Origin of the sequence: Pseudomonas sp. M5 (genome assembly GCF_016907075.1) — a bacterium.
Taxonomy (GTDB): Bacteria; Pseudomonadota; Gammaproteobacteria; order Pseudomonadales; family Pseudomonadaceae; genus Aquipseudomonas; species Aquipseudomonas putida_E.
Genome location: NZ_JAFBBH010000001.1, coordinates 3,702,898 through 3,723,033, shown reverse-complemented (window position 1 = coordinate 3,723,033; position 20,136 = coordinate 3,702,898). Strand labels below are relative to the sequence as shown.

The window sequence follows — 20,136 nt, the reverse complement described above, 5'->3', positions numbered from 1 at the left end:
TCTTCATGAAATCGCGAAATCGCCTGCAAGGCCTGCTCTAGACGCTAAGTGGCATAATGGTGGCATCTGCATATACCCAACAGCGCACACGTTTGCGCGATTTATAACAAATGCGTCTTAGGTATTCTGTATACCGAGCTAATTTAGTGTCTTCCGTTTGAAACGTATTGTCCCTGGAGTTGTCATGAACATCGCTGCTGTACGCGAGCAAATAAGCCAAGCCCACGATCACGAACGCCATACCGGCCAACTGAAAGAGCGTCTCGAGCTGCAACTGCCCCATCTGCACCCCTCGATCCAACTGCCTGAGCAGGACGCCCAGGGTACTTTGGCGCGCTTCGTCAGCGCCTATATCGACCAGGTGCCGGAGTTGCTGGAGGCTGCCCACGCGGTGGCGCTCGAGGCCGGTATCGAGTCGCAGATCAAACCTGTACTGAAGATCGCCGAAGCCTATTTCCTGCAGCCGCCGAGCGTGATGCAAGGGCACGTGGGCCTGGACTGCCTGCTGGATGAAGCCTACCTGGCGCACCGTCTGGTGGAGGAGGTGAACGACCTTTATATCCGCCACTTCCAGCAACCACTGATCCCATTCGATACCACCATGGCCAACTTGATTGCCCATCAACTGATCGGAGAGACCTTCGCCAACCAGCTCGATGAGGTGGTGCACCATTCGGTGGATGAAATGCTCAACGAGGAAAGCTTTGCTACCGAATCCGTAGAAGCCTACCGGGAAACCTTGAGCAGCCCGAAGACTGGCGAGGCCTGGAAACGCTGGCCATGCCTGTCGCGCCAGCTGGGTGTCGAACTGGGCCAGCCGGCCTGAGCGCTGCCAGCAGCCCCATGGGAACAGGCTCCAACTGATCGGCTGTACCGCGCACGGATAGATTCTTCCCGCCCCCTATCGGGTAGGCATTGACCTAACAAGGCGAGGAAGAACCATGAGCATCAAATGGAACAGGCTTTACACGGACCTGTTACGCGGCAGCCGCTCCACCCTTTGGGGCAACTGGGCCCTCAACCCGGTCATCAAACCCGGTGCAGTAGGCATCATCGACCCGGCTTCCGGCGATTTCACCCTGGTCAACGAAGCGTTGCCCACCGTGCAGATTTCCAATGTTCAGCAAGGGCGCCGCTGGGCCATCAGCTCCAAGGACGTATCACGCAGGGAGACCAAGGCCAATGTTTCAGGGACGGTGATCGACCCTGCCACCGGCGCTCAGGTCAAGCCAGACCTGACGCTAGAGTGGAACTTCGGTAAAGAGGAGTCGATCGCTTCGGAGTTTGCCCTTCATGGTGAGCAACGTCTGAGTGACCTGGCCTTGATCCACGACCAGTACGATTGGCTATATGCACAGGCCGAGAAAGTCGGCATGGCCAGCAATGGCAGGATTGCAGAAGGTTTTGGCGTGGTAACGAGCGTCATTCTGGCCAGTAGCGGCGTGAATGCCGGGGCCAAGAGCAAGAATGCCAAATTCGCCCTTTCGGGTTCAGCCAGCGGCCTGAACACCTTGCTGGGCGAAGACGGTATTTCAGGCAAAGGTGGGGCAACGTTCATTTCCATCCGCGATACCGCTTCGGTGGAATCGCACACGCTGCCTGCTCAAGATGGCCAGGTTGCGACCATCCCGCTGCCTGTGGCCTACAGCTTTGCCTCTTTTGGCCCCGACAGAATGATCATTCCGATCTGGGTGCGCAAAGTTGGCAGCTTGCAACTGCATGTCGACAGCAAGGCCACTTCCGCCACCACCTACATCACCAAGGTATCGATTGCCTATGATCTGCCAGGTGAACGCCGCACCACGGTTGGCCCGATGACCATTTCCGGCGGCCTGTCGCATAACTTCACCATTCCGCTCGGCGCCAGGAATCTCGACTTCAGCGCCGAATTCGTCAACCTGGGCGCCAATCAAACGTTGAAGCGGCACTGGGCGACGCCCCTCAGCCAGTGGGTTGGCGGCAGCCGGACCATCAACCTGTACGGTACCTGGCCCGGCTCGCCCTCCATGCGTGTCGTCGAGGAAGACTGACCTCAACACTCTGCCGCAGTGCGCAAGCCCCCTTCGATACGCCGCTTGAGCCCACGCGGCTCTATGAGCAGGCGTGATCCGGCGCTGCGCTGTGTACGCCCCCAATCTTCCAGTAACTCCAGTACCGAGTGGTCGATGTAACTGAGGTTGGCCAGAGGTACGTGCAGCTGAGTGCCAGGGGGCACCGTTTCCAGCACCTGGGTCAGTGCCGGCACCTTGAGAAAGGTGGCGGCGCCGGTGAGCCGCAGCTCCATGTGCCCCGGCCGGTCCAGGCTGAGCAGGTTGATCTTCAGGCGGGCCGCTTTGAGTGCCAGCTTCAGCAGCGTCAGGGCAAAGCCCAGCAGTACACCGGTCAGCAGGTCCGTGAAGATGATCGCCAGCGCGGTAGCTGCATAGGTGAACATGGGCATGCGACCGTAGCGGCCAAGCCCACGAAAGGCCTTGAAGTCGACCAACTTGATACCGGTGTAAACCAGCACGCCCGCCAGGCTTGCCACCGGGATCTGCTGCAGCACACTGCTCAATACCACCACGAAAGCCAACAGCCACAAGCCGTGGAGGATCGCCGATGCACGGGTTTGCGCGCCTGCCTGCACATTGGCCGAACTGCGGACGATCACTCCGGTCATCGGCAGCGCGCCCAATACACCGCATAGCATGTTGCCGATACCCTGCGCGGAGAGTTCACGGTCGAAGTCCGAGCGCTGGCCGCTGTGCATGCGGTCCACCGCCGCGGCAGACAACAGCGTTTCGGCACTGGCGATGAAAGCCAGGGCGAAGGCGGCCACCAGCAAGGTCGGATCAGCCAGTTGCAGCAAATCTTCGGGGCGCAGCCAGTCGATGGCCTCGGTCAAGTCTGCCGGCACTTGCACGCGATTGACGGGCAGTGCCAGCCACATGCTGACCAACGTCATGCCCGCCACACCGAGCAAGGCCCCAGGTACGAACCGCAGCCGCTGTGGCCGCAAGCGTTCCCAACCCCACATCACGGCGATGGTCCCCACACCGAGCAGGCCGGCCTGCCAGCCACTGCCGGCACTTTCAAAGGGCAGGGCGCTAGCCACTGTAGCGGGGAACCCGATCAGGTTCTGCAAGCCCGAAGGTTGCGGCGCGGTGTCGAACATCACATGCACCTGTGACAGCACGATCAGCACACCGATACCTGCCAGCATGCCGTACACCACCGCCGGGGCGGTGACGCGGAACCAGCAGCCCAGGCGCAAACGCCCGGCCAGCAATTGCAACACCCCCGCCAGCAGCAGGATCGGCCCGAGCATGGCAACGCCGTGTTGGCGCACCAGTTCGAACACCAGCACGGCCAAGCCCGCGGCAGGGCCACTGACCTGCAGTGGCGAACCGGCCAGAAAGCCCACCACGATACCGCCGATGATGCCGGTTATCAGGCCTTTGGCAGGAGGCATGCCCGAAGCGATCGCAATGCCCATGCACAAGGGCAGGGCCACCAGGAAGACCACAACCGACGCCAGCAACTCTCGCGGCAAGGCCGCTTTCAACTGTGTAATGTTCACCGTGTTTCTCCTTTCTCTGTCACATGGCCTTTCCTCTGGCCATGGGCACGTTTGGCCCCTGACAAACGCGCAGGCGCGGGCCGCCAGCGAGCATGCCGGCAGGGCAGTCAGGGAATTCAAGGCAGCCGAAGGCCGCGCCACACCCCTGCGGGGTGCAGCCGGCTATCAAGGTTCTAGCGGTGGATGGGTCGCTTAGTAGCGGCCTCTCGGAGTCGCGCAGGGCACCGGCTCACCGGCGGCCAGGGGCATGAAGCTGTCGCTGGCGGCATCGTAGGCTTCGATCCGGCTGGTCTCGATGTCATAGACCCAACCATGGATGTACAGCTCGCCAGCCGCAAGGCGCGACGCCACCGACGGGTGGGTGCGCAGGTGGTGCAACTGGGCAATGACGTTTTCGCGGGTCAGCACCTGCATGGTTTCATGCTCGCTGCCGCAGGAGCAGTTGTTCTCGACCACGGTGCGTGCCACTTCGGCATGACGCAGCCAGGCGGAAACGGTCGGCATCTTGGCCAGCGATTGCGGGTTGAGTACCGCACGCATCGCGCCGCAGTCGGAGTGGCCACAGATGATGATGTGGTGCACGCCCAGCGCCGACACGGCGTACTCGATGGCGCTGGAAACGCCGCCGTTCATCTGGCCATACGGCGGTACCACGTTGCCAACGTTACGGGTCACGAACAGGTCGCCTGGCGAGCTCTGGGTGATCAGCTCGGGGACGATGCGCGAGTCGGCACAGGTGATGAACATGGCGCGCGGCGTTTGCGCGGTGGCGAGCTTCTTGAACAGCTCTTGCTGCTCGGGGAAGACGTCATGGTGGAAACGCAGGAAGCCGTCGACGATGTGCTTGAGGGCGGCATCGGCGCTCTCCGCGGGGGCCTGCGGAACGACCTTGGATGGGTCCTTGACGGGCATGATTCATCCTCTTGACGGTGAGTTGGTAAATCCATTTTACCGGTGAAAGATTCTGGCTATGCGAGGAATTAGATGACACGCACAGGCCATAGATCACAGTCTTCGTGGACTGGTTTCCTACGCTAGCGGGGAAAACTTAACTGAAACTTAATTCGGAGGCTCTAGAACGGGTGTTCCAGATATGAAAGGCGGGAATTGGATAATAGCAAAAAACCATCAACTGCCAAGTACCATTACTGTAATTATTTACTGGGATGAGTATTACTGAGGCTGACCTGCCCCGGGTTTACCGGGGCGTGCTGTTCCACACCAGCCAAGGTTGGACGACTTCGTCCAGCTGTGCCTGCGGCACTGCACCGAAATAGCGGCCATCGAACGACAACCGGCTGTAATCGGAGAGCATCAGCACCTGGCCATTGCCCAGTCGAAAATTTGCCGATGAAGGGTGCGGCATGCTGCGCCCGCTGGGGTCCTGCGGTAACGGCTGGCTGCGAGCCTGCAGCTGGCCGTTGACACTGACCCCCTCGGCGGCGATCAGCACTTCGTCGCCTGGCACCGCGACCAGGCGCTTGATCATGCGCATGTAACCCCCCGGGCAGGGCCCGCTGCTCAGGTAACCGCGCGTATGGGCCAGGTCGAAAACCGGCTGCTGGGGCGGGCAGAACATCACCAGGTCGCCTTTTACCGGTGCCTTGTCTACAACCCAGTAGATGCCCGGCGGGAAGCTGCTGGTGATGTTAATCCTCGCGCCGCTGCGCAACACAAGCGGCAATACCAGCAACGCCAGGATGGCCAGCACTGCTGCCACGCTCAGCGGTCGCCTCATGCCGGTGTCGCCGTGCCACGTATGTCGATGGTGCGGTCGCTTTCACGCGGTGCAGGCACTTTGGCGCGGGCCAGGAAAATCGGGTCCTGGAAGTACAGCGGCTGCTTGCCATAGAACGCCGGGTAACCGGCGCAATACACCACCATGTCGCCGGGTTCCTCGATATTGCCCTGGCTATCCTTGCGTGGCCCGGGCATGCGTAGGGCCTCGTCAGTGGTCAGCAGCGGCCGCTGCACTTCCTGGATGGTCCGCGACACCTGGCCCAGCAGCGCGCTGGAGCGGCGCCCGCTGGTAGTGATCTGCTCCTTGACGATAGTGGTCTGCCCGGTGAGCTTGGACAGGTGTTCGGCCGTTTCCACGCGGTTAGGCGGGTAGGCGTTCTGGATGTGGCAGTTGGAGGTGATGCTCTCGTTCTGCCCGTAGAATTCCTGCAACTGCGACAGGTCCTGGATGATCAGGTAGCACTTGATGCCGTAACCGGCAACAAAGGCCAGCGACTCCTGCATGATGTCGAGCTTGCCCAGGCTCGGGAACTCGTCAAGCATCATCAGCAGCCGGTGCTTGTAGTGCGCCTTGGGCCGGCCGTCCTCGAAGTCCATCTTGTCCGCTAGCAGGCGCACGATCATGTTCACCAGGATCCGCACCAGCGGGCGCAGGCGCGCCTTGTCGTTGGGCTGGGTGATGATGAACAGGCTGACCGGGTCGTCGTGATTCATCAGGTCGCGGATCTTGAACTCCGAGCGAGCGACGTTGCGCGCCACGATCGGGTCGCGGAACAGCGACAGGTAGGACTTGGCCGTGGAGAGCACCGAACCGGCCTCTTCCGCTGGCCGGTCGAGCATGTCGCGTGCGGCAGAACCCACCAGCGGGTGGTTTTCGCCGTCCAGGTGGCCGTAGTGGGTCATCTCCTCCCACAGCTCGCTGATTGGCCGCGACGGGTCGGCGAGCAGGGCGTCCAGCGCCGGCAGGCTGGCCACGCCACCTTCGTCCAGCGAGCGGTAGCACAGGTGCAGGATGCAGCCGACCAGCATGGCCTGCGAAGTCTTCTGCCAGTGGTCGTTGAGGCCCTTGCCGTCCGGGTCGACGATCAGCGTGGCGAGGTTCTGCACGTCGCCCACTTCGAACTCGGTGCCCAGGCGGATTTCTTCCAGCGGGTTCCAGCCCACGCAGCCATTGGCCGTGGCCGGCTCGAAGCGCAGCACCCGGTTGCCGGCATGCTGCTGCCGCCAGCCGGCGGTCAACGCCCACAGCTCGCCCTTGAGGTCGGTGATCACCGCGCTGTGCTTCCACGACAGCAAGGTCGGGATCACCAGGCCGACCCCCTTGCCGCTGCGGGTCGGGGCGAAGGTGAGGATGTGCTCGGGGCCGTTGTGGCGCAGGTAATGCAGCTTGTTGCGCTTGTCCAGCCAGGCACCGACGTACACGCCTTCGTCGGCCAGCAAGCCGGCGCTTTCGATGTCCTTGCGCTCGCCCCAGCGCGCCGAGCCGTGCAGAAACGCATTGCCTTTGGCGCTGTTGCTGTTGATCAGGCGGATGACCATCAGCGCCATCATGCCCACGCCACTGACCAGCATGCCAAGCGAACCGGCGCGCATCAGCGAGTCCTGATACTGGCCCGACCAGTTGGCCGCCCACACCAGGATCATCCAGGGCGCGTAGACGCCATTCAGGTTGGCCCCCAGCGCTACGTGGTACTGGAACAGGTAGGCGAAGTACTGGGTGGCGGTGGCAAGGCCGGCCAGCAGGAAGAAGATCGCCAGCAAAGCCTGCCAGGTGCTGCCGCTGCTGCGCTGGCCACCGCGTATCTGCGGGCCGACGGCGTTGTTGTGTTTCATGGGTTCGCTCCGTGAACGAAGGAATGGAAAGAGAGAGTGCCGGTTCAGGGCGATGAGGTACGCGAACGCCCAAGCTCCTGGGCCTGGGTACGCCGCTGCGCCTCGGTCAGAGAGCGCTCGGCCTGACGCTGCAGGCTCCACTGTTCGGCAAGCTCGGGCTGTTCGGCGCGCAGCTTGCGCACCGCCAGCTCTTCGAGCAGCGGAGTGTACAGGCCCATGCCGTTGTGCAGGTCCTGCACCCGCTCCAGGCGCAACTGCAGCTGCTGCAAGCGCGCCTGGCAGCGCTGGTTGGCCTGGTCCCAGGCCGCGCGAGTGGATGGCAAGGCAATCCAGCCAGGGCGCTGGGCCAGGTTTTGTTGCAGTTGCGCCTGCTGGCGATCCACCAGGCCTTCCAGGCGCTGCTCAAGGGCAGCGCACTGGTCGGCCTTCTGCTCGACGTATTCGCCCAATGCCTGGTTGTACCGCGCCTGCACCGAGCCACCCTCAAGCAGGGCCGTTTGCTCGGCAGCCAGCGCCTGCGCCTGGGCTTCGAGGCCAAGCCCGTCGTCACCTTGCGGGAGCTTCACTTTCTTCGATTCGTCCATGGGCTCGTGCTTCATATCAGGAAGAGGTAACCGGCTTTGGCCATCGGGATGCGGATCAGCAATAGCGCCAGCAGGTGCAAGGGGTAATAGGCATAGAACAACCAGCGCCAGCGCGGCAACTTCGGCTGCACCCACATGGCTGCCAGCAACAAGGGCAGGGCGGAGAGCGCCCAGGCATTGCCGTTGATTGGCGACAGGGCCACGAGCGAGACCAGGATACCCACGCCCGCCAAGGCATTCGGGCGCCGCACGTACCACCCAACGCACAGCCCCAGCAGCACGGCCGGCCACCAGAACTCGACCAGCGCCCCACCCACCACGAATACCAGCAGCGCCACAGCCCAGTACAGCGGCCGCCCCGCCGACGCGCGCTCACACGCGGCAGTCGCCAGGGTAATCACCAGCAGGGTGAACAGGATGTTCAACGGGTAGCCGCCATACAGCAGCCCGCCCAGGGCAATGAAAGGTGGTGTCGCCAGCACGCCAAACAGGCACAGGCGCTGCGCGGTGCGACGGTAGGCGCCATTTGCCAGCGCACCCGCGCGCGCCAGGTTGCAGGCCAGTACCACCACGAACAGCGGCATCGCCAGCCGCCCCGCCTCGAACAGGTACGGCAGAGTCTCGTTGAACAGGTACTTGTTCACGTGGTCGCCGGTCATCAGCAGCAACGCGAGCCACTTCAATGCCTCCAGGGCACCGTCGGCCAGTTGCAGGCGAGGCAGGGCGAACGCATGCTGTCCTTGCCGCGCAGCAACCGTGCCGGTTTTAAGGAACTCACTCACCGACGCATCGCCTGCGACAGCCCCATGTCCAGCTCCAGTTTCGGCGCCACTTCGCGGGCCACTTCACCGATACCTTTCTCATTGACGATCGCGGTGCTCTTGCCCAACTGGAAATTGCGGCTGGGGTCGACGTCGCGGCGGTCATGGATGACGAACTGATCGGTCTGGCCGACCTTCTGCAGGATGTGATGGTCGTCCACGTCAATGACCATCCCGCTGGTGGCCTTGCGCCCGGTTTGCGAGGCTTCGCCAATGCTGCCCGACGGGTTCAGGCCGCGGGCTTTTTCTTCCATGGCCTTGAACGAGTCGCTGCGCTGTTGGGCCTGGGTATCTAGCTGTTGGCCTTGCTTGAGGTCCTTGGGAAATGGCACAGGTTGCAGGTTGAGCTTTTCGATGGCGTTGCTATCGGGTCGAGAGTTAGTAATCGACTCTTGTAGCGCTGTGCTTTGGCTCATCGCCTTGGCCTGCTCCATACGCTGCAGTTGAGCGTCAAAGCCATTTTGCTGATAGGCCTCGTTAGCCGTAGCTCGGCTGTTCAGGCCAAAGAACTCGGCAGTGCTGTCCTTGATCTTTCCCGCGGCCTCACTGAACCATGCGCCCACCGTTTCAGCGCCGCGCTGGATTTCCAACTTACTCAGCGAGTTATCGTTCTCAAATACCACACCCCGCCCATTGGTCGCATGATCGAAAGGATGCGCCTGGCGATCGAAGACATTGATCGTTCCGCGCTCCATCGGGAAAGGCGTATTGTCCAGCTTCTGGTAAGAGCCATCGGTCCCTCGGGTGAACGCATCCTTACCGTTGATCAGTCGCGAATCGATCAGCGCTTCCTGGACCTTCTCCGGGTTTTTGATGACATCGTTGTACTGACCGATGCGCTGCAGGTCCTCCTGCTGCATCGGTTTCATCTCGATACCGGCCGACTGCAGACGGTCGTACATCAACGCAAGCGGCCCTGCCGCCAGCACGTCGTCTTTGTAACCCCCCCCCACCTGCGAATGTGCACCTGCGAATAGGATCTCTTCAATACGCGAACTGTCGTCGTTGCGCAGGGCGCTGGTCAGGCGGAAAGTGTCACGATATTCATTCGCCGCCACCAGATGGGTAGTCGAATCGACGTTCTTGCCGATTTCCAGGTTTTTGCCCAGGTGGGTATCCGACATCGCGTTACCGTATGAAGCCACGGTATCGAAGATGCCAAGTTTGTTCACATGGGCTTGCCCCGGCGGGATCAGAAATTCGCCAGTAGCCTTGCCCTGCTCATCCAGCTTGGGTACACCACGCTCGATAAACTCGTTGGCCAGTGCGCGGGACTGCGCCGCACCGCGGCTGAAGCCGACAATATTCACGTCGACCTTCTGGTCGGGGTACTTATTGTGAAAGGCCACGATGGCGTCGTAGGCTTGCTCGATGCGTTCCTGGCCACCTAGCCCGGTACCGCCCTCCAGCGCCGAGCGAGCAGAGGTTTTGCCCTGGCTGCCAACCCCGTCGAAGTAGACTTTTTCCGATTGGCCGGAGCGGTCCTGGGCATCGTACTGCTGCGGGGCATGCCCTGAGTTGCGCGCCAGATTGGTGCCTTTGGCCGTGTCCAGCTCGAAGAGCCGAGCTACGTTGGTCTGCGTGCCTTCAGGCGCATTTAAGTCCTTGTTGTTTCCAGTGCCGTCGAAATACACGTTAAAACGCATTGTGTCGCCCATCTCATATCCCTATGTTGCTGGGTGAGTACGCCATAAATCTGCGGTGGGATTGATACCCGACTCAGGCCCCTGGCTTGTTCAGGGTGACGATCAGGTCGTGGACACCATCACCTGCCGCACCTATCAGGTCCGAGCAGAACTCGCGGCCTTTATAGAGCAGCGGCGACCCTTCGAGGGAGTCCGCAGCGCCATCCACGGCAACACCGCCGAAGTGCTCACCCAAACGCTCAACACTGCGATTACGCGCCTCAAGATCGTCGTAGGGTTTTTGATACCAACTGGAGATCTGATATTCGGCGCCTTCTTTCTCAAGCCTGGTATTCAAATGGGTAGCCAGAGCGATCAACGACTCACGGATCAATGTCGGGTCAACCTTCTGGGCCTTCATGAACGCTTCCACGCGCGCCTGGGCTGCGGCGATCAGGTCGCCATGGGTGTAGCCCTTCATTGGGGGAAAAACCCCATCGGGCAGCTTCATGCCAAGGGTATAAGGTTGGTATTGGCTTTGGTTGTCTTGCATGGAAATATCCTTCGCTTGAAGCTCTGATGAAGTGGCAGGCAGGAGCACGCAGGCTGCCAACACGACAGGTGCGAGCGAGCTCAGGCGCAGTCGCGACCAAAGGCCCTGGGTGTGGCAAGAGGCGTTGCCGTTAATGGATGCGTTCGCACCGATGGTATTACCGTTCAATCTCATTCTCCATGCCTGCGCCTCGAGGCGGGTCCTTGTTCAATGTCGTTGCACAGCCAGAGCCGCCTTGGGTGGATCGAAGAATACCGAGAAACCTGTGGCCAGCGCTCATACAAACGTGCAACGTTGGTTTGCGTCCCTTCTGGAGTGGCCTGGTCCTTGTTGTTTCCGGTGCCGTCAAAGTACACGGTGAGCTGTCTGGATTCACTCATCTCATATCCCTACGAATAACTGCAGTGATCCGTGCTTGTTCAACGTAAAAATCAGATCGCCCACCGCATCGCCTGATTCAGTTATGAACCCTCACCGACGCATCGCTTGAGACAGCCCCATGTCCAGCTCCAGTTTCGGCGCCACTTCGCGGGCCACTTCACCGATACCTTTCTCATTGACGATCGCGGTGCTCTTGCCCACCTGGAAGTTGCGGCTGGGGTCGACGTCGCGGCGGTCATGGATGACGAACTGATCGGTCTGGCCGACCTTCTGCAGGATGTGGTGGTCGTCCACGTCAATGACCATCCCGCTGGTGGCCTTGCGCCCGGTTTGCGAGGCTTCGCCGATGCTGGCCGACGGGTTGAGGCCGCGGGCTTTTTCTTCCATGGCCTTGAAGGAGTCGCTGCGCTGCTGGGCCTGGGGGTCTTGCTGAAGGCTTTGCCTGGCACCTTGAGGTAACGGTACAGATTGCAAATCAAGGCTCTCGATATAGGCCACACTGGGGCGCGAAGCATTTAGCTCGTCGGACAACGCGTCACCTTGCTGGCGAGCAACCGCGCTCGCCTGAGCGCGGGTTTGCTCCACCCGGTCGAGCGTTTCATCAAGTGCTTGCTCGGGGTCATCCTTGCCTACGAAGCGGGCAACCCCCGAGAGTGCCTGTCGCCCAAGATCCGCCAGGCGGTTGCCCAGGTTTTCAGCGGCACGGACTACCTTGAGGTGACTGAGGCTGTCATCATTTTCAAAGACAACGCCCCGGCCAGCGGTTTCATGTTCAAACGGTTGGTTTTGGCGATCCATCACATTGACGAAGCCGCGTTCCATAGCAAACGGCGTGTTGTCGACCTTCTGGAAAGTACCGTCCGCGTTTTGAGTGAAAGCCTCGTTCCCTGCCTTGAGACGTGAATCAATAAGCACCTGCTGGACTTTTTCCGGGCTCTGGACCAGCTCGTTGTAATTTTCGATGCGCTGCACGTCTACCTGCTGCAACGGGCCCAGCTTGACGCCGGCCGATTGCAAGCTTTCATACATGTAAGCCAGCGGCCCTGCTGCCAGCACATCGTTACGGTATCCACCCCCTACTTGCGAGTGGGCACCGGCGAACTTCACTTCTTCGATGCGTGAGTTGTCGTCGTTGCGCAAGGCACTGGTCAGGCGAAAAGTATCCCGGTACTCGTTCATCGCCACCAGGTGTGTAGTGGAATCAACATTATTGCCGACTTCCAGATTCTTGCCCAAGTGGGTATCGGACATCGCATTGCCATATGAGGCGACGGTGTCGAAGATGCCTAGCTTGTTGACATGCGCTTCGCCCGGCGGGATCAGGTAATCGCCGGTGGGCTTGCCCTGGCCGTCCAGTTTCGGCACGCCCCGGTCGATGAACTCGTTGGCCAGCGCGCGGGATTGCGCAGCGCCACGGCTGAAGCCGACGATGTTCACATCAACCTTCTGATCCGGATACTTGTTGTGAAATGCCACGATGGCATCGTAGGCCTGGTCGATACGTCCCTGGCCACCCAGCCCAGTGCCACCTTCCGCCAGTGACCGCAGGGTCACGTCGGGTTGGCTGCCAACCCCATCGAAATACACCTTCTCGGACTGGCCGGAGCGATCGTGAGCATCGTATTGCTGCGGCTCGTGCCCAGAGTTGCGTGCCAGGTTGGTGCCCTTGGCCTGGTCTGCCTCGAACAGCCGCGCGACGTTGGTGTGAGAACCTTTCGGGGTGTCCAGGTCTTTGTTGTTGCCGGTGCCATCGAAATACACCGTAAAACGCAATGCATCGCTCATGTCATGTCCTTATGAATATTCCAACGGCCAGGCTGGAATGATCGTTCAACCTTGACGACTCAGGTACCGGGTTTGTTCAGGGTTTCAATCAGGTTCTGCACACCCAGACCGGCGCTCTGCAGGTAGCTGCGTTGGAAATCCCGACTCATGTTGCCCAGCGGCGACTTGATCAGTGCATCGCCGGCGGCACGAATGGTGAGTGCGTTGAATTCCTTGGCCATTGCCTTGACGCTCTCGGTACGAGCCGAAGGGTCGTTATAAGGTTTCTGGTACCAAGTCGAGATCTGGTAGTCCACATCGTTTGCCTGGTAGGCAGCGGTCAAGTGATTGAAAAGGTCGAAAAGAGACTCACGGGCAAGCGTCGGATCGATGTTGTTTTCCTTGAACACCTTGTCGACACTTTGGCACGCGGCGGTGGCCAATTCTTGGTTGGTGTAGCCCTTCATGGGAGGGAACACACCTTCGGGCAGTTTGGTATCGGCTGTGGTGGATGAATTCTGGACTTGATTGTCTTGCATGGAAATCTCCTTGGCGTGAATCGCAGATGAAGTGGCGGGCAGGAGTACGCAGACTCCCAGTATGAGAGGCATGAACGAGCTCAGGCGCATTCGCGACCAAAGCCCCTTGGTGCGGCAACAAGCGTTGCCGGTAATGGATGCGTTCGCACCGACGGTTGTTCCGTTCAATCTCATTCTCCCTGCATCCGCCTCACGGCGGGTCCTTGTTTATTGTCGTTGCGCAGCTAGAGCCGCCTTGGGTGGTTCGAAGAATACCGAGAAACCTGTGGCCAGGGGCCGCCAGGTCAGGAATTCTGCTTGTTGAGGGTTACGATCCGGTCACTGACCCCGTCACCGGCAGCACTGATGAAGGCGCTCAGGAAAGCGTCGCTCTTGTGCAGCAATGGGGAGCCCTTCAACGAGTCGCCCGCTGCACGGATGGCGAGAGCACCAAAGCTTTCACCCATGGCAGAAACGCTTTGTGCGCGTGCAGCAGGGTCGTCGTACGGTTTTTTGAACCAGGTTGCGATCTGGTATTCGACGTTTTGCGACTGGAAGGCTCGGTTCAGATGATCGGCCAAGGCGAAAAGCGTTTCTTTGGCCAGCGTCGAATCGACGTCATTAGCTGTCAGCACGGCTTCAACCCGCTTGCCGGCCGCCTCGATCAGATCCTCGTGGGTGTAACCCTGCATCGGCGCAAAGACGCCTTCGGGCAGCTTCATGCCAGGCGTATAAGGTTGGTACTGGCCCTTGTGGTCTTGCATGGAAATCTCCTTGGCGTGGACTGGAGAAGATAGGCCAGACAAGAGCAACGAGGCGCCCAACAGCAGTGGAGCGAGCAGTGTTGCCCGGCAAGGCATGTTCATACGCTGAAGTCCCTCACCGACGCATCGCTTGAGACAAACCCATGTCCAATTCCAGCTTAGGCGCGACATTGCGAGCCACGTCGCCGATACCCTTTTCATTAACGATCGCCGTGCTCTTGCCCAACTGGAAGTTGCGGCTGGGGTCGACGTCGCGGCGGTCATGGATAACGAACTGGTCGGTCTGACCGACCTTCTGCAGGATGTGGTGCTCGTCCATGCCCACGACCATTCCGCTAGTGGCCTTGCGGCCGCTTTGCGAGGCTTCGCCGATACTGGCCGACGGGTTGAGGCCGCGGGCTTTTTCTTCCATAGCCTTGAATGAATCGCTGCGTTGCCGGGCCTGGGGATCCTGCTGCTGGTCTTGCTTGGCGCTTTGAGGAACGGGTACCGGCTGAAGCTTAAGCCCCTCGATGTAAGTGGTATTCGGACGCGATGCCTTGAGGTCTGTGGAAAGACCGGAAACCTGCTCTTGCGCGACAGCAGCCCGCTCGGCCTGCATCTGCTCGAGCACGTCCATACTCTTGTCTACTGCCTGCTCACGGGTTTCCAACCCTACGAAACGTGCCGTAGCGGACAAGGCATTCTGCCCCAGCGACTTAAGGTTGCTGCCCACGCTCTCCAGGGCTCTGGAGACTCCGTTATGGCTAAGACGATCATCGTTTTCAAAGATTACACCTCGGCCGTTGGTCTCATGATCAAATGGCCGGCTCTGGCGGTCAAAGACATTGAGCGTGCCTCTTTCAAGCGGGAATGGCGTGTTGTCAACCTTCTGGTAAGCACCGTCAGGGCCCTGTGCAAATGCTTGCTCGCCCTTCAGCAACCGGGAGTCAATCAGTGCCTCATGAATCTTGTCCGGGTGCTTGATCAACTCGTTGTATTGTTCGACGCGTCGCACATCGTCCTGCAGCATCGGCTTCATCTCGATGCCAGCGGACTGCAAGCGTTCATACATCACTGCCAGCGGGCCCGCCGCCAAGATGTCGTTCTTGTAGCCACCACCCACCTGCGAATGCGCACCCGCGAACTTGATTTCTTCGATTCGCGAGTTGTCGTCGTTGCGCAGGGCACTGGTCAGGCGGAAGGTATCGCGGTATTCGTTCATCGCCACCAGGTGGGTGGTGGACTCGACGTTCTTGCCGATTTCCAGGTTCTTGCCCAGGTGCGTATCGGTGTTAGCCAGGCCATCCGTGGCCACGGTATCGAAGATTCCCAGCTTGTTGATATGGGCCTGGCCCGGCGGAATCAGGAATTCCCCGGTAGGCTGTCCCTGACCATCGAGTTTCGGCACGCCGCGCTCGATAAATTCGTTGGCCAGCGCTCGGGACTGTGATGCACCGCGGCTGAAGCCAACGATATTCACATCGACTTTATGGTCCGGGTATTTATTGTGGAAGGACACGATAGCGTCATAGGCCTGGTCAATACGTTCCTGCGCCCCCCGTCCCGTGGCTCCCTCCAGCAAGGATGTTCCCGAAGTCTGCGCTTGGCTTCCCACTCCATCGAAATAGATTTTTTCCGACTGACCAGACCGCTCCTGATCGTCGTACTGTAGCGGGGCATGCCCCGAGTTGCGCGCCAGATTGGTCCCTTTGGCAGTGTCCAGGTCAAACAGGCGGGCCACGTTGGTCTGGGTGCCTTCGGGGGTGTTCAGGTCCTTGTTATTTCCGGTGCCATCGAAGTACACCGTGAAACGCAGAGCATCACTCATCTCAAATCCTTATGGATCATCCCACCCTAAGGCGGGATGAACTTTCCTGGAAAGTCTCGTACCTTTCTCAAGCGCCAGGTTTGTTCAAGGTAACGATCAGGTCATGAACGCCATCGCCAACGCTGCTGATGTAGTTGCGCAGGAAGGCCTTGTCCCGATCAAGCAAAGGCGACCCCCTCAGGGACTCAGTCGCAGCATGCACGGCCATAGCACCATAGCTTTCACCCATGTCGGCGACACTTTTGCTGCGATCTGCCGGATTCTCATAAGGCTTCTGGTACCAAGTCGAAATCTGGTACTCGACATTCTGTGCTTCCAACGCCTGGTTGAGGTGCTTTGCCAGTGCAAACAGCGATTCGCGCGCCAGCGTCGGATCCACGCCGCCAGCCTTCATGACCGCTTCCGCGCGCTTGGCCGCAGCTTCAATCAGATCTTCATGGGTGTATCCCTGCATCGGCGGAAACACACCATCGGGTAGTTTCATGCCAGGTGTGTAGGGCTGGTACTGAGCTTGATTGTCTTGCATGAAAATCTCCTTGGCTTGAAGCGCCGATGAGGTGGCAGGCAGAAGGACGCAGGCGCCCAGTGCGAGAGGTATGAGCGAGTTCAGGCGCAGCCGCGACCAGAGGCTCTTGGTGCGGCAACAGGCGTTACCGACGATGGATGCGTTCGCACCGATGGTTGTACCGTTCAATTTCATTCTCCCTGCAGACGCCTCACGGCGGGTCCTTGTTTATTGTCGTTGCGCAGCCAAAGCCGCCTTGGGTGGATCGAAGAATACCGAGAAGCCTCTGGCCAGGGGCCGCCAGGTCAGGAATTCTGCTTGTTGAGGGTTACGATCCGGTCACTGACCCCGTCACCGGCAGCACTGATGAGGCGCTCAGGAAAGCGTCGCTCTTGTGCAGCAATGGGGAACCCTTCAACGAGTCGCCCGCTGCACGGATGGCGAGCGCACCAAAGCTTTCACCCATGGCAGAAACGCTTTGTGCCCGTGCAGCAGGATCGTCGTACGGTTTCTTGAACCACGTTGCAATCTGGTATTCGACGTTTTGCGACTGGAAGGCTCGGTTCAGATGGTCGGCCAACGCGAAGAGCGTTTCCTTGGCCAGCGTCGGATCGACGTCATTGGCCTTCAGCACGGCCTCAAACCGCTTGCCGGCCGCCTCGATCTCTTCTCTCCCTCATCCGCCTCACGGCGGGGTCCGTGTTGATGTCGTGGCACGTGTTTGCCCCCTCGCATGGACCGAAGAATAACTGATTGGTATCCATCACCTGCTCCCCATCACCAGGCCGCGAGGGACATATCCTGACGTTGCGGCGGGCTGCGTTGTAACCGACTGCTTCACAACAGCCGCCTTGACCGCCGGGGCCGTTTCAACAGCCGCCGCCGGAACTTCGCCGGGCACGCCGGAGAATACCGCACCCTGCGCCACCTGCTGGGTGGCAAAGCGTTCATCCAGCCAGTCGGCCCACCAAGCGGCACGGCGCATCACCTGCTGGCGGTAACGGGCATTGATCGCAGGGGTGCGTGAGTGGTAGTTGGCGACCCGCGTCCACAGGTCCCCACGGTCATTGCGCACATGGCCACGAATGCGCCAGGCGGCCAGTTCGTAGGAATAGCAGCCACCCTGTTCCACATCCTCGGCGGTGATGCCGTAGCGCGACAGCTCGCGCAGGTAGGACGTATTGAACTGCATCGGCCCGACATCATAGGTGCCATTGCTGTTGCGCACCCATTGGCCAGGCTTGCCGCCTTCCTGGCCGGACACGGCCAGGACGATGTTCACCGGCAGCTCGTATTTGACTGCCGCCATGATCGAGCAGGCGATAGGTTCGCTCAGGGCCGGGGGCGGAACGTCAGCGACGAATGGCATCGTGGCGCGCCTCAGATGACCTTGCCGAACTTGTCGTTGATCGACTTGGTCGCGCTCGGGTCGGCCTTCGGGCAACTGTCGAGGAAGGACTGCCGCGCGTTGGCGGTTCGGCTCAGTTTGATCTTGCCTTTCTTCTTCTTGACGATGTCGAAGTAGTCAGCGACGGGGCCGTCGCAGTTTTCCACCACACCGGCGCCCTTGAGCTTGCCCCACATGCACAGCACGGTCGCGCAGGGGTCCTTGGCCTCGGCGGGGAGGGCGATGGCGAAGGTGGCGGCCAGTCCGGCCACCGGAAGAATTTTTGCGATTTTCATGAGCACTCCATGTTCAGGTTTTGTCCTGCTTGCTTTCACTGAAGCTCTGCACTTCGGCATCCGGCTCGAAATCACGACTGGCCGAGCGAGTATCCATTGCTGCGTGCCGGCTAGATTCAGAGTCGGAGATCTCCGTGGCAAGCCGTCCGCCCAGCGTTTTGTCGATTCGCGATTGGGAAACGCGGCCAGTGCCAGAGGCAAGGTTGGCCGTCATCTGAAGGGCAATTCGGCCTGCGTTGCCAATCTTGCTGGATGACGAACTGGAAGTGCCCTCTCCTTTGCCGCCTTTGGCGCCGGAGCCACCACCACTGGCCGCCTGGCCACCTGCATCACCGCCACCTTGGCCCCCTGAACTGCTATCACGGCTTGATACGGTTCCGGCTGTTCCGGCCGCACCGCCTTCAGCCCCTTCTCCTGAAGATGCTCCTGTGCCGCCCGCCGTTTCCGCTGACTGGCCAGAGGACGATAAAGCAGGTGCCTGATCTACGGGCGAAAATTCTCCACCCGCAGAAAATGCCGTCTGCGCTATTGCGCCGGACGAAGAAGATGAAGTGCCCATTACGGAACCAAGGGGGCTAGCGCCGCCGGGGCTGCTTGAGCCAGGGCTCGCGCCGCTGTGGCTCCCCGGCCCTCCCAGCATTCCACTGACACGCGAGGAGATGTCCGTCCCGGCAGAAACACTCGACTGCGCCCCCTTGAAGGCAGAGGTCAAAGCTTGCATGCTGCCAACTAGGTTCGTTCCCCCCGTCATCATCGACGATGCGCCCTTACCCATGTAGGACGCAGCGGTAGTTGCCGCGCCCACAGCTGCACCTGCACTGAAATTGCCGATACCTGTCGAGGCGCTGCCCGCACCTCCAACCAGCGCCGCAATCATCGGGGGTATCTTGTTTACCAAGAACAGCAGCAATACCGATACGACCAGCATGACCGCAAGCTCCTGCACGGCGACATCGTCGCTAATTTTACTGGCAAAGGTCTGGATAAAGTCCTTACCAATAGCGATCAACAAGACCATGGCGAACAGCTGAGCGCCCACACCAAGAACAGCTCGGTAGTAATTCGTGGCGATATCTGAAGTCCAACGAGAGCCACCGAAGCCCAAGAAGAACACGCCCGCGTAGAGTAAGAACCAGCTTGATGCGAGGAGCACCAAAAGGTTGATACCGACGATCGCCAATACCAGCAAAATGGCGATAGCCATAAACTCCATACTTATTTGGCGCCCCATTTCTCGCCAGCTGAGCTGGTCAGTAGCTTCCACGGTTCGGTCATAAAGCTCGAAGCCCAGATCGACAATGCTGGATGGCTTCAAATCGGTGCTGCCCAACTTGCCAGCTTCAGATCCAAGTTGACTCAAGGATCTGACGATCGAATCGGCGATTTGCAGACCGCCCATGGCATTTTTAAGTAGCCACCAATAGAAGCCGAACACCACGAGGAAACGAATGAACTCTGAAAAGAACTCTCCCATCTCGGCCTTGCGCATTACCATCATACCGAAAGTCCAGACCATCGATATAGTTGCCAGCGCAAGGAACAACCGTTCAGCCGCCGACTGGATGGCAGGCAACCACTTCTCGGTTGCATTATGAAACCTAACAAGCACCTCATTCATGATACCTGAGCTGCCCAACTGACTGTCTGCCGCAAGGGCAAGCGTCGGCGTTGCAAGGCAAAAAGCAACCAGCAGTACTGTCAGGGTCAGTTCCCGACGCTTACCAATCATCAGACTAGTCCACCTTAGAATTTGTCTTCAGGGCTTTTTTCAAACTTCCACTTGGTCATTTTCTTCGCTTTGAGGAAGCTATTGCAGGCGGCAGTGAATTCATTTCGGCTGGCTTCCTTCGACAGACTAGCCAAGTTCTTTTCGTACATGTCCGGCGCGCAGTTGTCCGCCGTAGGCTCAGGTACTTTTTCCTCCAGGCACCCTGCTAGGGTAACGGCCATGCCTGCAGCAAGCACCAACTTATAATATTTGAATTTCATATGTATT

Annotated in this window: 20 protein-coding genes; 2 read left to right on the top strand and 18 right to left on the bottom strand. The window is 59.8% G+C overall.

Features of this window, described 5'->3' with window-relative positions:
- Window positions 1–184: 184 nt before the first annotated feature.
- Window positions 185–826, top strand: a complete 642-nt coding sequence (locus JOE27_RS17005) for a hypothetical protein (RefSeq protein ID WP_012312073.1) — start codon at window positions 185–187, stop codon at window positions 824–826.
- A 115-nt stretch (window positions 827–941) separates the two neighbouring features.
- On the top strand, window positions 942–2,030 hold the full coding sequence (locus JOE27_RS17000; protein WP_115273254.1) for a hypothetical protein: 1,089 nt from the start codon (window positions 942–944) through the stop codon (window positions 2,028–2,030).
- 2 nt (window positions 2,031–2,032) lie between these two features.
- Here the strand turns inward: JOE27_RS17000 and JOE27_RS16995 are convergent, their stop codons facing one another.
- The 18 genes from JOE27_RS16995 to trbK form a co-directional block, all read right to left on the bottom strand.
- On the bottom strand, window positions 2,033–3,559 hold the full coding sequence (locus tag JOE27_RS16995; RefSeq protein ID WP_115273253.1) for a SulP family inorganic anion transporter: 1,527 nt from the start codon (window positions 3,557–3,559) through the stop codon (window positions 2,033–2,035).
- A 192-nt stretch (window positions 3,560–3,751) separates the two neighbouring features.
- Window positions 3,752–4,471, bottom strand: a complete 720-nt coding sequence (locus tag JOE27_RS16990; protein WP_012312070.1) for a carbonic anhydrase — start codon at window positions 4,469–4,471, stop codon at window positions 3,752–3,754.
- Between the two features lie 286 nt (window positions 4,472–4,757).
- Window positions 4,758–5,297 (bottom strand): conjugative transfer signal peptidase TraF, encoded by a 540-nt coding sequence (traF, locus tag JOE27_RS16985; protein WP_115273252.1) that lies wholly within the window; start codon window positions 5,295–5,297, stop codon window positions 4,758–4,760.
- Window positions 5,294–7,132 (bottom strand): type IV secretory system conjugative DNA transfer family protein, encoded by a 1,839-nt coding sequence (locus JOE27_RS16980; RefSeq protein ID WP_119688033.1) that lies wholly within the window; start codon window positions 7,130–7,132, stop codon window positions 5,294–5,296. The genes traF and JOE27_RS16980 overlap by 4 nt, the downstream gene beginning before the upstream one ends.
- A 44-nt stretch (window positions 7,133–7,176) precedes the next feature.
- Window positions 7,177–7,716: an IncP plasmid survival protein KfrC family protein gene (locus JOE27_RS16975; protein ID WP_119688032.1), complete on the bottom strand. Its 540-nt coding sequence runs from the start codon at window positions 7,714–7,716 to the stop codon at window positions 7,177–7,179.
- Between the two features lie 11 nt (window positions 7,717–7,727).
- The gene (locus tag JOE27_RS16970; protein WP_330929200.1) at window positions 7,728–8,498 is read right to left on the bottom strand and encodes a TraX family protein; all 771 of its coding nucleotides are present in this window, start codon (window positions 8,496–8,498) and stop codon (window positions 7,728–7,730) included.
- Window positions 8,495–10,195, bottom strand: a complete 1,701-nt coding sequence (locus tag JOE27_RS16965) for a DUF2235 domain-containing protein (RefSeq protein WP_119688031.1) — start codon at window positions 10,193–10,195, stop codon at window positions 8,495–8,497. The genes JOE27_RS16970 and JOE27_RS16965 overlap by 4 nt, the downstream gene beginning before the upstream one ends.
- A 61-nt stretch (window positions 10,196–10,256) precedes the next feature.
- Complete coding sequence (locus JOE27_RS16960) at window positions 10,257–10,883, bottom strand: hypothetical protein (RefSeq protein WP_237859707.1); 627 nt, start codon at window positions 10,881–10,883, stop codon at window positions 10,257–10,259.
- A gap of 303 nt (window positions 10,884–11,186) precedes the next feature.
- Window positions 11,187–12,881, bottom strand: a complete 1,695-nt coding sequence (locus JOE27_RS16950; protein WP_119688030.1) for a DUF2235 domain-containing protein — start codon at window positions 12,879–12,881, stop codon at window positions 11,187–11,189.
- A 59-nt stretch (window positions 12,882–12,940) separates the two neighbouring features.
- Entirely contained in the window at window positions 12,941–13,567 is a 627-nt protein-coding gene (locus JOE27_RS16945) for a hypothetical protein (protein WP_204919273.1), read from the bottom strand.
- Between the two features lie 116 nt (window positions 13,568–13,683).
- Window positions 13,684–14,142 (bottom strand): hypothetical protein, encoded by a 459-nt coding sequence (locus JOE27_RS16940; protein WP_115273245.1) that lies wholly within the window; start codon window positions 14,140–14,142, stop codon window positions 13,684–13,686.
- 115 nt (window positions 14,143–14,257) lie between these two features.
- Window positions 14,258–15,952, bottom strand: a complete 1,695-nt coding sequence (locus JOE27_RS16935) for a DUF2235 domain-containing protein (RefSeq protein ID WP_204919271.1) — start codon at window positions 15,950–15,952, stop codon at window positions 14,258–14,260.
- 67 nt (window positions 15,953–16,019) lie between these two features.
- Window positions 16,020–16,646, bottom strand: a complete 627-nt coding sequence (locus JOE27_RS16930; RefSeq protein WP_147405232.1) for a hypothetical protein — start codon at window positions 16,644–16,646, stop codon at window positions 16,020–16,022.
- Window positions 16,647–16,785: 139 nt separating this feature from the next.
- The gene (locus JOE27_RS16925) at window positions 16,786–17,091 is read right to left on the bottom strand and encodes a hypothetical protein (protein WP_204919268.1); all 306 of its coding nucleotides are present in this window, start codon (window positions 17,089–17,091) and stop codon (window positions 16,786–16,788) included.
- Window positions 17,092–17,220: 129 nt separating this feature from the next.
- On the bottom strand, window positions 17,221–17,826 hold the full coding sequence (locus tag JOE27_RS16920) for a muramidase (RefSeq protein WP_115273241.1): 606 nt from the start codon (window positions 17,824–17,826) through the stop codon (window positions 17,221–17,223).
- A gap of 11 nt (window positions 17,827–17,837) precedes the next feature.
- On the bottom strand, window positions 17,838–18,140 hold the full coding sequence (locus JOE27_RS16915; RefSeq protein WP_115273240.1) for a TrbM/KikA/MpfK family conjugal transfer protein: 303 nt from the start codon (window positions 18,138–18,140) through the stop codon (window positions 17,838–17,840).
- A gap of 13 nt (window positions 18,141–18,153) precedes the next feature.
- A complete protein-coding gene (gene trbL / locus JOE27_RS16910) occupies window positions 18,154–19,869 on the bottom strand; it encodes a P-type conjugative transfer protein TrbL (RefSeq protein ID WP_115273239.1) in 1,716 nt (571 codons plus the stop codon).
- Between the two features lie 14 nt (window positions 19,870–19,883).
- The gene (gene trbK / locus JOE27_RS16905; RefSeq protein WP_115273238.1) at window positions 19,884–20,129 is read right to left on the bottom strand and encodes an entry exclusion lipoprotein TrbK; all 246 of its coding nucleotides are present in this window, start codon (window positions 20,127–20,129) and stop codon (window positions 19,884–19,886) included.
- Window positions 20,130–20,136: the final 7 nt, after the last annotated feature.

Bases quoted from the DNA above. Each gene is read 5' to 3' on its own strand.
- JOE27_RS17005 (WP_012312073.1), top strand. From the start codon at position 185: ATGAACATCGCTGCTGTACGCGAGCAAATAAGCCAAGCCCACGATCAC.
- JOE27_RS17000 (WP_115273254.1), top strand. From the start codon at position 942: ATGAGCATCAAATGGAACAGGCTTTACACGGACCTGTTACGCGGCAGC.
- JOE27_RS16990 (WP_012312070.1), bottom strand. From the start codon at position 4,471: ATGCCCGTCAAGGACCCATCCAAGGTCGTTCCGCAGGCCCCCGCGGAG.
- traF (WP_115273252.1), bottom strand. From the start codon at position 5,297: ATGAGGCGACCGCTGAGCGTGGCAGCAGTGCTGGCCATCCTGGCGTTG.
- JOE27_RS16980 (WP_119688033.1), bottom strand. From the start codon at position 7,132: ATGAAACACAACAACGCCGTCGGCCCGCAGATACGCGGTGGCCAGCGC.
- JOE27_RS16975 (WP_119688032.1), bottom strand. From the start codon at position 7,716: ATGGACGAATCGAAGAAAGTGAAGCTCCCGCAAGGTGACGACGGGCTT.
- JOE27_RS16965 (WP_119688031.1), bottom strand. From the start codon at position 10,195: ATGGGCGACACAATGCGTTTTAACGTGTATTTCGACGGCACTGGAAAC.
- JOE27_RS16950 (WP_119688030.1), bottom strand. From the start codon at position 12,881: ATGAGCGATGCATTGCGTTTTACGGTGTATTTCGATGGCACCGGCAAC.
- JOE27_RS16940 (WP_115273245.1), bottom strand. From the start codon at position 14,142: ATGCAAGACCACAAGGGCCAGTACCAACCTTATACGCCTGGCATGAAG.
- JOE27_RS16935 (WP_204919271.1), bottom strand. From the start codon at position 15,952: ATGAGTGATGCTCTGCGTTTCACGGTGTACTTCGATGGCACCGGAAAT.
- JOE27_RS16920 (WP_115273241.1), bottom strand. From the start codon at position 17,826: ATGCCATTCGTCGCTGACGTTCCGCCCCCGGCCCTGAGCGAACCTATC.
- JOE27_RS16915 (WP_115273240.1), bottom strand. From the start codon at position 18,140: ATGAAAATCGCAAAAATTCTTCCGGTGGCCGGACTGGCCGCCACCTTC.
- trbL (WP_115273239.1), bottom strand. From the start codon at position 19,869: ATGATTGGTAAGCGTCGGGAACTGACCCTGACAGTACTGCTGGTTGCT.
- trbK (WP_115273238.1), bottom strand. From the start codon at position 20,129: ATGAAATTCAAATATTATAAGTTGGTGCTTGCTGCAGGCATGGCCGTT.